13 protein-coding genes are annotated in these 13,473 nt (G+C 67.9%); 1 reads left to right on the forward strand and 12 read right to left on the reverse strand.

What is annotated here, in order from left to right; genetic code table 11:
- Window positions 1–41: 41 nt before the first annotated feature.
- The 12 genes from coaBC to G6N54_RS06295 all read right to left on the reverse strand — a co-directional run bounded on the left by coaBC (window position 42) and on the right by G6N54_RS06295 (window position 12,603).
- Window positions 42–1,292, reverse strand: a complete 1,251-nt coding sequence (coaBC, locus tag G6N54_RS06240; protein WP_163789032.1) for a bifunctional phosphopantothenoylcysteine decarboxylase/phosphopantothenate--cysteine ligase CoaBC — start codon at window positions 1,290–1,292, stop codon at window positions 42–44.
- A 64-nt stretch (window positions 1,293–1,356) separates the two neighbouring features.
- On the reverse strand, window positions 1,357–1,680 hold the full coding sequence (rpoZ, locus tag G6N54_RS06245; RefSeq protein ID WP_085221997.1) for a DNA-directed RNA polymerase subunit omega: 324 nt from the start codon (window positions 1,678–1,680) through the stop codon (window positions 1,357–1,359).
- An 87-nt stretch (window positions 1,681–1,767) separates the two neighbouring features.
- On the reverse strand, window positions 1,768–2,394 hold the full coding sequence (gene gmk, locus G6N54_RS06250) for a guanylate kinase (protein ID WP_232073742.1): 627 nt from the start codon (window positions 2,392–2,394) through the stop codon (window positions 1,768–1,770).
- Window positions 2,395–2,506: 112 nt separating this feature from the next.
- Window positions 2,507–2,824: an integration host factor, actinobacterial type gene (gene mihF, locus G6N54_RS06255; RefSeq protein ID WP_003407240.1), complete on the reverse strand. Its 318-nt coding sequence runs from the start codon at window positions 2,822–2,824 to the stop codon at window positions 2,507–2,509.
- Between the two features lie 454 nt (window positions 2,825–3,278).
- The gene (gene pyrF, locus G6N54_RS06260; protein WP_163789035.1) at window positions 3,279–4,106 is read right to left on the reverse strand and encodes an orotidine-5'-phosphate decarboxylase; all 828 of its coding nucleotides are present in this window, start codon (window positions 4,104–4,106) and stop codon (window positions 3,279–3,281) included.
- Window positions 4,103–7,468 (reverse strand): carbamoyl-phosphate synthase large subunit, encoded by a 3,366-nt coding sequence (gene carB, locus G6N54_RS06265; protein WP_163789036.1) that lies wholly within the window; start codon window positions 7,466–7,468, stop codon window positions 4,103–4,105. Before carB ends, pyrF begins: the two co-directional genes overlap by 4 nt.
- A complete protein-coding gene (carA, locus tag G6N54_RS06270; RefSeq protein ID WP_163789038.1) occupies window positions 7,468–8,604 on the reverse strand; it encodes a glutamine-hydrolyzing carbamoyl-phosphate synthase small subunit in 1,137 nt (378 codons plus the stop codon). The genes carB and carA overlap by 1 nt, the downstream gene beginning before the upstream one ends.
- A gap of 46 nt (window positions 8,605–8,650) precedes the next feature.
- Window positions 8,651–9,148 (reverse strand): PH-like domain-containing protein, encoded by a 498-nt coding sequence (locus G6N54_RS06275; RefSeq protein ID WP_163789040.1) that lies wholly within the window; start codon window positions 9,146–9,148, stop codon window positions 8,651–8,653.
- Window positions 9,145–10,449: a dihydroorotase gene (locus G6N54_RS06280; RefSeq protein WP_163789042.1), complete on the reverse strand. Its 1,305-nt coding sequence runs from the start codon at window positions 10,447–10,449 to the stop codon at window positions 9,145–9,147. The genes G6N54_RS06275 and G6N54_RS06280 overlap by 4 nt, the downstream gene beginning before the upstream one ends.
- On the reverse strand, window positions 10,446–11,420 hold the full coding sequence (locus G6N54_RS06285) for an aspartate carbamoyltransferase catalytic subunit (protein ID WP_163789043.1): 975 nt from the start codon (window positions 11,418–11,420) through the stop codon (window positions 10,446–10,448). Before G6N54_RS06285 ends, G6N54_RS06280 begins: the two co-directional genes overlap by 4 nt.
- 10 nt (window positions 11,421–11,430) lie before the next feature.
- On the reverse strand, window positions 11,431–12,003 hold the full coding sequence (gene pyrR, locus G6N54_RS06290) for a bifunctional pyr operon transcriptional regulator/uracil phosphoribosyltransferase PyrR (protein WP_163789044.1): 573 nt from the start codon (window positions 12,001–12,003) through the stop codon (window positions 11,431–11,433).
- Between the two features lie 159 nt (window positions 12,004–12,162).
- Window positions 12,163–12,603: a cellulose-binding domain-containing protein gene (locus G6N54_RS06295; protein ID WP_163794549.1), complete on the reverse strand. Its 441-nt coding sequence runs from the start codon at window positions 12,601–12,603 to the stop codon at window positions 12,163–12,165.
- Window positions 12,604–12,818: 215 nt separating this feature from the next.
- Here G6N54_RS06295 and G6N54_RS06300 point away from each other — a divergent pair, with 215 nt between their 5' ends.
- A complete protein-coding gene (locus G6N54_RS06300) occupies window positions 12,819–13,451 on the forward strand; it encodes a class I SAM-dependent methyltransferase (protein WP_163794550.1) in 633 nt (210 codons plus the stop codon).
- The last annotated feature ends 22 nt before the right edge of the window (window positions 13,452–13,473 follow it).

Raw genomic sequence — 13,473 nt, forward strand, 5'->3', positions numbered from 1 at the left:
CTTCAACTCAACCGGCTCCGGCGCGCGAATGCAACCTCGCGTTATCCGTTGTCGCCCTGCAGAAAAGTGACGATCGCGTCAACGATGCGACTGGCCATCAGCGTCTTCGATCCGTGCCGCAGCGCGGCCTCGGTTCCGTCGGAGGCCAGCAGCCAGCCGTCGTTGCTGTCCACCTCGAACGCCCGGCCGTCGCCGACCGCGTTGACCACCAACAGGTCACATCCCTTGCGGCGCAACTTCGCTCGCGAGTGGAACAGCACGTCGCCGTTGGCGTCGCCGGTCTCCGCGGCGAAACCGACGATGGCCCGCATGTTGGGCAGCTCGCCGTGGGCTCGCGCCCGGACCGCGCCGGCCAGCACGTCGTCGTTGCGCACCAACTCGATCGTCGGCGCGTCGTCGGCATCGTTCGGGCCTTTTTTGATCTTCGCGGCGGCAACGTGCGCGGGCCGGAAGTCGGCGACCGCGGCCGCCATCACCAGCACGTCGGCGGCGGGAGCGTGCTTGGAGACCGCGTCGGCGAGCTGCTGGGCCGTGCTGATGTGCACGACTTCGACGCCGGCCGGGTCGATCAGCCCGACGGTATGCCCGGCGATCAGCGTGACCTCGGCGCCGCGCTGGGCGGCGACCCTGGCGACGGCGTAGCCCTGCTTGCCGGAGCTGCGGTTGCCGATGAAGCGGACCGGGTCGATCGGTTCGCGGGTGCCACCCGCGGTCACCAGGAGCTTGCGACCGGCCAGGTCGTAGGGCAGGGCGTCACCGCGTTCCAGCAGCAGATGGGCCAGGGTGGTGATCTCCTCGGCCTCGGGCAGCCGTCCTTTGCCGCTGTCCGCGCCGGTGAGCCGTCCAAACGCCGGTTCCAGCACCACAGCGCCCCGACGGCGCAATGTCGCCACGTTGTCGACAGTGGCCGGGTGTAACCACATCTCGGTGTGCATCGCCGGGGCGAACAGCACCGGACAGCGCGCCGTGAGCAGCGTCGCGGTCAGCAGATCGTCGGCCCGGCCGTGCACGGCGCGGGCCAGCAGGTCGGCGGTGGCCGGTGCCACCACGACCAGGTCGGCCAGCTGACCGAGCCGGACGTGCGGCACCTCGGGAACGTCGGCGAAGACGCCGGTGTGCACCGGCTGCCCGGACAGCGCCTCGAACGTGGCGGCGCCGACGAAGCGCAGTGCGGATTCGGTCGGGATGACGCGGACCTCATGGCCTGCCTCGGCCAGCTGCCGGACGACGGTGCACGCCTTGTACGCGGCGATACCGCCGGAGACGCCGACGACGATCCGCTTGCGATCCACCTACGCCGGCCCTTCCTCGTCGAAGCGGCTCACAGACCTGATCACAGAGTCCGGTCCCGTCCCGTTACTCGCCCTCGGTGTGCTCGAGCAGGTCGGCGTGGATCTCACGCATCGCGATCGAGAGCGGCTTTTCCTGCAAGCCGGGCTCGACCAGCGGGCCAACGTACTCAAGGATGCCCTCGCCGAGCTGGTTGTAGTAATCGTTGATCTGCCGGGCTCGTTTGGCCGCGTAGATGACCAGCGCGTACTTGCTCGAGACGCGGTCCAGCAATTCGTCGATGGGCGGGTTGGTGATGCCCAATGGGGTGTCGTAGGCGCGCTGTCCCCCGGCCGACGGATCGAATTGATCCACGGCGGTCAGCGTCGCGTCGGACTGCGGAATACTCACTTAACACATTCTCCTGGCGCTTGTGCCTGTTCAAGAGCGGTTGAAATAGCTGAAATTTTGATTCGTGATCGCGTCTGACGAGTCGGCTCAGGCCGTACCAGGCGCGTTTCCCACGACCAAGGATACCAATTCGGCGCACGCAGACTCCAATTGACTGTTGACCACGACCTGGTCGAAGTCGTCTTGGGCTGCCAGTTCCTCCCGGGCGGTTTCCAATCGGCGCTGAATGGCCTCCGGCGTTTCGGTGCCCCGCCCGACGAGCCTGGCCTGCAGATCCGCCCAGCTCGGCGGGGCCAGGAACACGGTGATCGCCTCCGGCATCGCCTTCTTGATCGCCCTGGCTCCGGCCAGGTCCACCTCGATCAGCACCGGAAATCCCGCACTGGTCGCGGCGCGGACCGGCGCCGCCGGGGTGCCCGATCGCTGCAGTCCACCGTGGATGTCGGCCCACTCCAGCAGGGCACCCTCGTCGATGAGCTGCTGGAAGCGGGCGGGACTGACGAAGTGGTAGTCGACGCCGTCGACCTCTCCCGGCCGTGGCGCCCGCGTCGTGGCCGAGACGCTGAAATGCAGGTTCGGTACCTGTTCTCGCAGACACCGGACCACTGTTGACTTACCGACCGCTGAGGGGCCGGACAGCACCACCACGCGCCCCTTGCCTGATGGCTCGAGACGTGTGCGGTGCGCGGCGCCCGGTCCCTCGTCGACGTTCACCGGCGCCCCTGAGTCGGCGCGCCCACAGGCCAACCGGCCGGTATCGCCGCTGGTCGGCTGTGTTCGATGGTCCGCCTTCTCGTCAGGCCTTTCGGCCTGCATCGTCGGCGGGTTAGGCGGAGCCGAACTTTTCCAGCAGGGCCTTGCGCTGGCGATCGCCCAGGCCACGCAGACGGCGGGTCGGAGCGATTTCGAGCTCGGTCATGATTTCCTGCGCCTTGACCTTGCCCACCTTCGGCAACGCCTCAAGCAGTGCCGACACCTTCATCTTGCCCAGGACTTCATCACTCTCGGCGTCCTTGAGCACCTGGGTCAGGTTGGTGCCACCGCGCTTGAGACGGTCTTTCAGCTCTGCACGTGCTCGACGTGCGGCAGCCGCCTTCTCCAACGCGGCCGCGCGCTGCTCGTCGGTCAACTGGGGAAGGGCCACGATTCCTCCGTATCTAGATCAATCTCGTGTCTCTGCCGGGTGCTTGGGCCCAGCGGAGACGACCGTACTCACGCTTCCTGACAAAATCTAACCCGACCCCCTGGTTAAGAGGTTAAATGCCCAGCTTGCGCGGCGCCTACAAGTGCAGTCAGCGGCCTGCTTCGGCATCGCTGGCGGCGCCGGGATTCGGCACTTCAGCGGCCGCCGTGACCCCCCGCGAAGCATCGGGATTATGCCTTCTAACTGCGGGTTTAGCTCTGTGCGGTGCCACGCCGGGGATGGGTTGAGGGACCGTCGCGAAGGCCGCCGACTGATAGCCGCGAGGCCTCGTGCTGGGTATCACGATTTGCCATGGCGTGTCGCGCGTGTCGCGGCGTGGACAAACACCAGGTCGTCGGGCGGAAGTTGGTGGAGAAAGATTCCGATGCTGTTAACCGGGGCCCGAAGGCGCCCGCTATTGGACGCCGAGATAGGCGACGGAGTCCAGCATTCGTTCGGCCGCCGCCCGCAGCTCCGACACGCTCGGTCCGGCCCGCAGCACCTCGCGGGCCACCGCGGGCAGCAATTGGCCCGGAACGGCCCCACCCAGGCCCGCCAGGGCCTCAGGACGGCCGCCCTGCACGCCGACGCCCGGCACCAGCACCGGGCCGCCCAGCGCGCTGACGTCAGGCGCCTCGAAAACCGTCGCACCGACGACCACGCCGACGTGTCCCGGCTCGGTCGGGGTCGACGACCGGTTGACCACCGCCGCTTGGTCAATGACCAGCTGGGACACCGTGCGGCCGTCGAAGGTGGCGCGCTGCACGGTCGCGCCCTCGGGGTTGGAACTGGCCGCCACCACGAATACGCCCCGGTCGTGTGCGGCGGCGGCCTCCAGCAGCGGGCGCAGCGAGCCGAACCCCAGATAGGGCGAGGCGGTCACGGCGTCGGCGGCCAACGGCGAATCGCCGGCCCAGGCCGTGGCGTAGGCCGCCATCGTCGTACCGATGTCGCCGCGCTTGGCGTCGGCCAAGACCAGCACCCCGGCCGCCCGCAGCGCGGCGATGGTGCTTTCCAGCACCGCGTAGCCGGCCGAGCCGTAGCACTCGAAGAACGCCACCTGGGGCTTGACGACGGCGAAGCCGGAGAAGGCGTCGACACAGATATCGCAGAACTTGGCCACCCCGTCGGCGGTAGCCGGCAGGTCCCAGGCCCGCAGCAGCTCGGGGTGCGGGTCGATGCCCAGGCACAGCGGCCCGCGACGCGCCTTCGCCTCGGCCAGCCGGACGCCGAACCCGGTCATCGAGCGTCCTTTTCCGCCGGTCCCCCGCGTCCGATCGCGCTGTGCAGCTCCTGCAGCGAGCGCACCCCGATGTCACCGCGGATGCCGGCCTCGATGCCCTGCACCGCGGCCGACGCGCCCTGCACGGTCGTCACGCAGGGGATGTTGACCGACACCGCGACGGAACGGATTTCGTAGCCGTCGATGCGCGGGCCGGAGTTCCCGTACGGGGTGTTGATCACCATGTCGACGTCACCCGCCTTGATCGCCTCGACCGCCGACACCTCGGGACGACCGGGCTGCGGCGGCTCGAAGTGCTTGCGAACCTCGTCGCAGGGAATTCCGTTGCGGCGCAACATCTCCGCGGTGCCTTCGGTGGCCAGCACCCGGAAGCCCAGGTCGGCCAGCCGCTTGACGGGAAACACCAGCGATCGTTTGTCGCGGTTGGCGACCGACACGAAAATGGTGCCCGCTGCGGGCAGTGAACCGTAGGCGGCGGTCTGGCTCTTGGCGAAGGCGCTGCCGAAGTCGCGGTCGATGCCCATCACCTCGCCGGTGGACTTCATCTCCGGGCCCAGCAGGGAATCGATGGCCGACCCGTCGGCGCGACGGAACCGGTGGAACGGCAGCACCGCCTCCTTGACCGCGATCGGAGCATGCTGGGCAGCGTTGGCCCCGTCCCCCGTCGGCGCCAGCATGCCTTCGTCACGAAGCTGAGAGATGGTGGTGCCCAACATGATCCGGGCACAGGCTTTGGCCAGCGGAATCGCGGTGGCCTTGGACACGAACGGCACGGTGCGGCTGGCCCGTGGGTTGGCCTCCAGGACGTAGAGCACGTCGTCCTTCAGGGCGTACTGCACGTTGAGCAGCCCCACCACGCCGATACCGTGGGCGATGGCCTCGGTGGCCCGGCGCACCTTCTCGATGTCGCTGCGGCCCAACGTCACCGGCGGCAGCGCACACGCCGAGTCGCCGGAGTGGATGCCGGCTTCTTCGATGTGCTCCATGATGCCGCCGATGTACACCTCGGAGCCGTCGCAGAGCGCGTCGACATCGATTTCGACCGCGTCCTCGAGGAAGCGGTCGACCAGCACCGGGTGCTCCGGGGAGAGCTCGGTGGCGCGGGTGATGTAGCTCTTCAGCGTCTCTTCGTCGTAGACGATCTCCATGCCGCGCCCGCCCAGCACGTAGGACGGCCGCACCAGCACCGGGTAGCCGATCTCGTCGGCGATCCGGCGGGCCTGCGCGAAAGTCGTTGCGGTGCCGTACTTCGGCGCCGGCAGACCCGCGGTGGCCAGCACGTCACCGAAGGCGCCGCGGTCCTCGGCCAGGTCGATCGCCTCCGGCGGGGTTCCCACGATCGGCACGCCGGCGTCGGCGAGCCGCTGGGCCAGCCCCAGCGGGGTCTGCCCGCCGAGTTGCACGATGACGCCGACCACTCCGGGGCCACCGACTGGCGACTGCGCCTCGGCGCGGTACACCTCGAGGACGTCCTCGAACGTCAGCGGCTCGAAATACAGCCGGTCGGCGGTGTCGTAGTCGGTGGACACGGTCTCCGGGTTGCAGTTGATCATCACCGTTTCAAAGCCGGCCTGGCTCAACGTGGTTGCCGCATGCACACAGCTGTAGTCGAATTCGATGCCCTGCCCGATCCGGTTCGGCCCCGACCCCAGGATCAGCACCTTGGGCTTTTCGGTCTGGGGTGCGACCTCGCTCTCGGCCGCGGGGTCGAGCTCGTAGCTGCTGTAGTGATAGGGCGTCTTGGCCTCGAACTCCGCCGCGCAGGTGTCCACCGTCTTGTACACCGGGTGGATGTCGAGGCGCTCGCGCAGCGACCGCACGCCGTCCTCGCCGGCCAATTCGGGTCGCAGCGCGGCGATCTGGCGATCGGACAGCCCGCTGTGCTTGGCGTGGCGCAGCAGGTCGGAATCCAGGACGGGTGCACCGGACAATTCGGCGCGCAGGTTCTCGAGCTCATCGATTTGGGCCACGAACCAGGGGTCCACCCCGCTGGCCTCGGCGACCCGCTCCACCGAGGCACCCAGCCGCAACGCCAGCTCGATGTCGTAGAGCCGGCCCTCGGTCGGGGTCTGCAGGCGCGTCAGCACTTCGTCGACGTCGCCGTGCGCGTCGGGCTTGGTCCAGAAGCCGGCGCGGGTGGTCTCCAGCGACCGCATCACCTTGCCGAGCGCTTCGACGAAGTTGCGGCCCAGCGACATTGCCTCACCGACGGATTTCATCGCGGTGGTCAGGGTCGGGTCGGCGCCGGGGAATTTCTCGAACGCGAACCGCGGCGCCTTGACCACGACGTAGTCCAGGGTGGGCTCGAAGCAGGCGGGGGTTTCCTTGGTGATGTCGTTGACGATCTCGTCGAGGGTGTAGCCGATGGCCAGCTTGGCGGCGATCTTGGCGATCGGGAAGCCGGTGGCCTTGGAAGCCAGTGCGCTGGAACGGGATACCCGCGGGTTCATCTCGATGACGATCAGTCGGCCGTCGGTCGGGTTGATCGCGAACTGGATGTTGCAGCCCCCGGTGTCGACGCCGACCTCGCGCAGGATCGCGATACCCAGGTCGCGCATCCGCTGGTATTCCCGGTCGGTCAACGTCATGGCGGGCGCGACGGTGACGGAGTCGCCGGTGTGCACACCCATCGGGTCGACGTTCTCGATCGAGCACACCACCACGACGTTGTCGTTGCCGTCGCGCATCAGCTCGAGCTCGAATTCCTTCCAGCCGTAAATCGATTCCTCGATCAGCACATTGGCACTCGGGCTGGCGGCCAGCCCGGCGCCGGCCATCCGGCCGACTTCCTCGACGGAGCGCGCCATGCCCGAACCGAGCCCGCCCATCGTGAAGCTGGGCCGCACCACCACCGGCAGGCCGAGCTCGTCGACCGTCTCCCGGACCTCTTCCATCGTGAAACAGACTCGGCTGCGGGCGGATTCGCCGCCCACCTTGGCGACGATGTCCTTGAACATCTGCCGGTCCTCGCCGCGCTGGATGGCATCGAAATCGGCGCCGATCAGCTCGACGCCGTGGCGTTCCAGCGCCCCGTTCTCGTACAGCGCGACCGCGGTGTTGAGCGCGGTCTGTCCGCCCAGCGTGGCCAGCAGGGCGTCGATCTTGTTGCCGCGCGCCGCCTGCTGAACGATCACCTTCTCGACGAAGGCGGCGGTGATCGGCTCGACGTAGGTGTGGTCGGCATACTCCGGGTCGGTCATGATCGTGGCCGGATTGGAGTTGACCAGGCTGACCTGCAGCCCCTCGGCGCGCAGCACCCGGCACGCCTGGGTGCCGGAGTAGTCGAATTCGCAGGCTTGACCGATGACGATCGGCCCGGAGCCGATCACCAGCACGTGGTTGAGGTCGGTGCGACGCGGCACTAGCGGCCCCTTCCGCTTTCTTGGGAAGCCATCAGATCGGCGAATTGGTCGAACAGGTACTCCGCGTCGTGTGGGCCGGCGGCGGCCTCCGGATGGTACTGCACGGAAAATGCCCGACCATCAACCAGTTTGACGCCCTCCACTACTCCATCGTTGGCACAGGTGTGGCTGACGATCGCTTGGCCGAACGGCGTGTCGAACCCCTGGCCGGCCTCGCCTTCCAGCGCGAAGCCGTGATTCTGCGCGGTCACCGCGACCCGCCCGGTGGCGTGGTCGATGACCGGGATGTTGATACCGCGGTGACCGAATACCATCTTGTAGGTGGACAGGCCGAGCGCGCGGCCCAAAATCTGGTTGCCGAAACAGATGCCGAACAATGGGATTCCGGCGCCCAGCACCTCGCGAGTCAGCGCGACGACATGGTCCGCGGTGGCCGGGTCGCCGGGCCCGTTGGACAAGAACACCCCGTCCGGCTTGATGTCGGCGATCTGGGAGAAGGTCGCCGACGCCGGCAGCACGTGGCTGCGGATTCCGCGCCGGGCGAAGTTGCGCGGCGTGTTGGTCTTGATGCCCAGGTCCAGTGCCGCGACCGTAAACCGCTGCGGGCCTTCGGGTTCGACGACGTACGCGCCCGGGGTGCTGACCTCGCCGGCCAGATCGGCTCCCAGCATCGAACGTTGGTCGCGCACCCGGTCCAGCAACTCGTCCGGCTTGGCCAGCGCGTCACCGGAGAACACCCCGGCCTTCATCGTGCCGCGGCTGCGCAGATGCCGCACCACGGCCCGGGTGTCGATGCCGGCGATCCCGACGATGTCCTGGCGGATCAGCTCGTCCTCGAGAGTCCCGGTGGCACGCCAGTTCGAGGCGCGCGGCGACGGGTCGCGGACCGCGTAACCGGCGACCCAGATCTTGTCGCCCCGGCTTTCGGCGTCGTCGGCGTTCCAGCCGGTATTGCCGATCTGCGGCGCGGTGGCCACCACGATCTGGCGGTGATAACTCGGGTCGGTCAGCGTCTCCTGATAACCGGACATGCCCGTGGAGAACACTGCCTCCCCCAGAGCCTGGCCGATCTTGCCGAACGGCCTCCCGGTGAAGACGCGGCCGTCTTCGAGTACCAGTTGGGCTACTTCAGTCACCGGCGCCGCTCCTCATTACTACGCGCTGCTTCGTCGTCGGCAAGGCTCATGCAGCCTCCCCGAGCCATCCGTCGTATTCGCCGCGATTGCCGGCCCGGAACCCGGTGTCGATTTCGACGCCCGACGGTAGCCGCCACCGGATGGCCAGGATCCCGCTGCGGGCGGCGAGCTTGCCGGCCATCACACGTTCGGTACGCACTTCGGAAATCGCGCTCTGCGGAATCCAAATCGGGTTGGCACCGATGCGTTCCAGCAGGATTCCCTCGGGAAAGCGGCTCAGTACCGCCTTGCTGCGAAATCCGAGATCGCCGGCGGTGACCCGTTCGTTGCGTTCGGGAGCCAGCGTCGACCCGACGTAGACGCCACGCAGTGTGGTGGTGACCATGCCCACCTCGTCGGGCACGTCGGGCAGCGTGCCGATCAGCTCCTCCTGGCGCTGCGCGCGCCGGCGCCAGCCGATCATCATCATCTGGATCACCACCGCGATGAGCACCACCAGCACGGCCGCGAAGATCAGCGACCCCACCAAGGTTCCTGAATTCATGCGGGGCTCTTCCCATCCCGGGCGGTGATCTTTCCGCGCAGCAGCGTGGCCGTCACGGTGGCGGGCAAGGTCATCGACTCGTAGGGAGTGTTGGCCGAGCGGCTGGCCAGGACGGGCCCGGTGACCGTCCAGGTCGCATCCGGGTCCACCACGGTCAGGTTGGCCGGCTCCCCCACCTCCAGCGGGCGGCCGTGATCGGGTAATCCGACTATGCGCGCCGGGTTTTCGCTCATCACCCGCGCGACATCGCGCCAGGTGAGCAGTCCGGGCGCCACCATCGTCTGCACCACCACCGACAGCGCGGTCTGCAGCCCCAGCATGCCGGGGCGCGCGGCGGAGAACTCGCAGCATTTCTCGTGCTCGGCGTGCGGGGCATGATCGGTGGCCACACAGTCGATTACCCCGTCGGCCAGCGCTTGACGCAACGCGATCGCGTCCGCGGCCTCGCGCAACGGCGGATTGACCCGATTCACCCCGTCGTAGCTGACCAGCCTGCTGTCATCGAGCAGTAGGTGATGCGGCGTCACCTCGGCGGTGATCGAAATACCTTGCCCTTTAGCCCATTTCAAGAGCTCGACCGTTCCCGCGGTGGAGGCGTGGCAGATGTGCACGCGGGCGCCGGCATCGCGGGCCAGCAGCGCGTCGCGCGCGACGATCGATTCCTCGGCAGCCCGCGGCCATCCCGCGAGTCCGAGCCGGGCGGCCGTCGGCCCCTCGTGCGCCACCGCGCCGACGGTCAGCCTCGGCTCCTCGGCGTGCTGGGCGATCAGCACGCCCAGCCCGGTGGCGTATTCCAGGGCGCGGCGCATGATCAGCGGGTCGTGCACGCAGTTGCCGTCGTCGGAGAACATCCGCACCTGCGCGACGCCGGCGGCCATCATGCCCATCTCGGTGAGCTCGGTCCCGGCCAGCCCGACCGTGACCGCGCCGACGGGGTGCACGTCCACCAGGCTGACCTGCTGGCCACGATGCCAAACATGATCGGTGACCACCGGGCTGTCGGCCACCGGCTTGGTGTTCGCCATCGCGAACACCGCGGTATACCCGCCTAAAGCGGCTGCCGCCGAACCGGTTTCGATGTCCTCGGCGTATTCGCGGCCGGGCTCGCGCAGATGGGTGTGCAGGTCGACGAATCCGGGCAGCAACACATGACCGGTGGCGTCGATGACGTCCATGTCTTTTTCAAGAGCTCCGGACTCCGGCAAGCCGGCCCCGATTTCGGCGATCTGGCCGTCATCGACCAGGACGTCGACCCGGTCGCCCTCGCCGTACAACCGGACGCCGCGAAGCAACACGCTCATGCCACACCCTCTTTTGCCCTCTGCTCCGCCGAATCGGTACCGACCAGCACATGGAACAGCACGGCCATCCGCACGTGCACGCCGTTGGAAACCTGTTGCAGCACCGCGGATTGCGACGAGTCCGCGACCGAGGAAGCGATCTCCATCCCGCGCACCATCGGGCCCGGGTGCAGCACCACGGCGTGGTCCGACAGCATGGCTTGGCGTCGGTCGGAAAGGCCGTAGCGCACCGAGTATTCACGCACCGACGGGAAGAACCCGCCATTCATCCGCTCGGCCTGCACCCGCAGCATCAGCACGGCGTCGGCGGCGGGGAGCTCGGCGTCGAAATCGTAGGAGACAGTGGCCGGCCAGCCGTCGACCCCGACCGGCAGCAGGGTCGGCGGCGCCACCAGCACCACCTCGGCGCCCAACGTGGCCAGCAGCATCACGTTCGAGCGGGCGACCCGGCTGTGCAGGATGTCGCCGACGATCACCACGCGCCGGCCCTCGATTTCACCCAACCGCTGGCGGATGGTCAGCGCGTCCAACAGTGCCTGCGTGGGGTGTTCGTGGGTGCCGTCGCCGGCATTGATCACTGATGGGCCACCGTATTCACTGTTCGAGTGCGAGGTCCAGTCGGCCAGCAGGTGCGCCGCACCGGAGGCCGGGTGCCGGATGATCAGCGCGTCGGCGCCGGCCGCGTGCAGCGTCAACGCGGTGTCGCGCAGCGACTCCCCTTTGCTCACCGAGGATCCCGACGAGCTGACGTTGATCACGTCGGCGCTCATCCACTTCCCGGCCACCTCGAACGACACCCGGGTGCGGGTGGAGTTCTCGTAGAACATCGTGACGACGGTGCGCCCACGCAGGGTGGGAAGTTTCTTGACCTCGCGCCCGACCAGGGCCTGCGCGAACCGGTCGGCGTCGTCGAGGATGGCGGTGGCGTCGTCGCGACTGAGATCGCCGGCGGCCAGCAGATGTCTGGTCATGAAGCACTTCTCATTCGGGGTCTCTCCCAATGACGACGCCGTCGCGATCATCGTGCTCACGCAGCTGGACGTGCACGCTCTCGTCGCGTGAGGTCGGCACGTTCTTGCCCACGTAGTCGGCGCGCACCGGCAGCTCACGATGGCCACGGTCGACCAGCACCGCCAGTTGCACGGCCCGCGGCCGGCCGACGTCGCGCAGCGCGTCGAGCGCGGAGCGCACCGAGCGACCGGAATACAGCACGTCGTCGACGAGAATCACCAGGGCGTCGTCGATGCCACCGGCCGGGATCGAGGTGACCTCTAGCGGGCGGGGCGGCTTGGTCATCAAATCGTCACGGTACAAAGTGATGTCCAGCGCGCCATGGCCGACGTCGACGCCACAGAATTCACCGATGTTGGCGGCCAGCCGCGCGGCCAGGGTCACCCCGCGGGTCGGGATTCCCAACAGCACCACGCGCGGCGCGCCGGGACTGTCGAGCGCCGTCTTTTCGATGATCTGATGCGCGATACGGGAAATGGTTCGGCCGACGTCGGCCGCCGACATCAATTCGCGGCCGGTAGCGGAATCACCCGCGGCACCCATGCGAAACCTTGACCTCCTTCTCCGCCTCTCCGGACGGATCGTTAAAGGATGTCGACTGTCGCGCAGCCTAGCATTTCGCGGCTCGCACGACGACGGGGGACGCGCCCGCCCCCCGCGAGGTGACTCTGATGACCGCATTACGGCCCGCGCCTCCGGCGGCTACGCCCCCGAGATCGAGCAATAGTATTGTCCGTCCAGCACACAATTCGACGGCGGCGTGAAGGCACCGGTCAGCACGCCTCTCATGCCACCGGTGGCCGAACCACCGGGCGCAATGCTGCGATTCCAGTTGGCGGGGGTCAGAACGTAGTGCGTGCCGGATTGGGCAATGTTGCTGTTCCATGTGTGCGAGACACCCTGTCCCGCGGGCATGTCGAATTCGATTCGCCAATCGTTCAGCGGCGCCATGCTCGTGTTGGTGACGGTGAAGTTGGCGATGAAACCGGTCTGCCACGCATGTTCCACCGCCAAATTCGCCGCGGCCGCGGCCGCATGAGCTGCGGGAGCGAGGCCGAGTCCGAGGACGGCAACGACGAATGCGGACGCGGCTACGTGAAGCGCTGTGCGACAGCGCTTCACGTCATTGCTCAGGCCGGCCATAGCAACCAACATAGAGCCAAACAGGCGATATCGGCCCTTGGATCGCGGATAAGCTGCAGTACGGTTGCGCAACCGAAACCGTCATGAAATTTTGCCGCGATACACCACCGATACCCAGCTGTGATGACCTCGCCGCCGGCAGCCGGTCCGCAACCCGGGCGAGGGCTACGCTGGCGGAAATGACAGGCAGTAACCCCTCCGGCTTTCCGTCCGGATTGCAGCGCATGGATTTCGACGCCCTGTACCGCGGCGAGAGCCCGGGCGAGGGCATCCCGCCGATGGCCACACCGCCATGGGATACCAAGGCGCCCAAGGAGAATGTCATCGGCTGGCACACGGGCGGCTGGGTGCACGGCAATGTGCTGGACATCGGCTGCGGGCTCGGCGACAACGCCGTGTACCTGGCCCGCAACGGCTACACCGTGACCGGGCTGGACATCTCCCCGACCGCGCTGATCACCGCCGAGCGACGCGCCACGGACGCCGGAGTCGACATCACGTTCGCGGTGACCGACGCGACCACGCTCGACGGCTACACCGATGCGTTCGACACCATCGTGGACAGCGGCATGTTCCACTGCCTCGACGACCAGGGCAAACGCGGCTACGCGGCCGCCTCGCACCGCGCCACCAAGCCGGGCGCCACGCTGCTGATCAGTTGCTTCGCCGACGCCAACCCGCCCGATCCGGAGCGGCCGCGGCCGGCGGTATCCGAGCGGATACTGCGGGACGTCCTTGGCAGCGCCGGCTGGGACATCGTCGCGCTGGAACCCGCTTCGGTGCGACGCGAGGTCGACGGGAGCGAAATTGAGATGGCGTTCTGGTACGTCCGCGCGCAGCGCCGCTGACGCACCGTAGCCATCGCGCAAC

The sequence above is a fragment of the Mycobacterium stomatepiae genome (assembly GCF_010731715.1).
Taxonomy (GTDB): Bacteria; Actinomycetota; Actinomycetes; order Mycobacteriales; family Mycobacteriaceae; genus Mycobacterium; species Mycobacterium stomatepiae.

Coding starts and splice junctions, on each gene's coding strand:
- G6N54_RS06285 (WP_163789043.1), bottom strand. CDS start 11,420: ATGACCAGACATCTGCTGGCCGCCGGCGATCTCAGTCGCGACGACGCC.
- pyrR (WP_163789044.1), bottom strand. CDS start 12,003: ATGGGTGCCGCGGGTGATTCCGCTACCGGCCGCGAATTGATGTCGGCG.
- pyrF (WP_163789035.1), bottom strand. CDS start 4,106: ATGACCGGGTTCGGCGTCCGGCTGGCCGAGGCGAAGGCGCGTCGCGGG.
- G6N54_RS06295 (WP_163794549.1), bottom strand. CDS start 12,603: ATGGCCGGCCTGAGCAATGACGTGAAGCGCTGTCGCACAGCGCTTCAC.
- G6N54_RS06280 (WP_163789042.1), bottom strand. CDS start 10,449: ATGAGCGTGTTGCTTCGCGGCGTCCGGTTGTACGGCGAGGGCGACCGG.
- G6N54_RS06275 (WP_163789040.1), bottom strand. CDS start 9,148: ATGAATTCAGGAACCTTGGTGGGGTCGCTGATCTTCGCGGCCGTGCTG.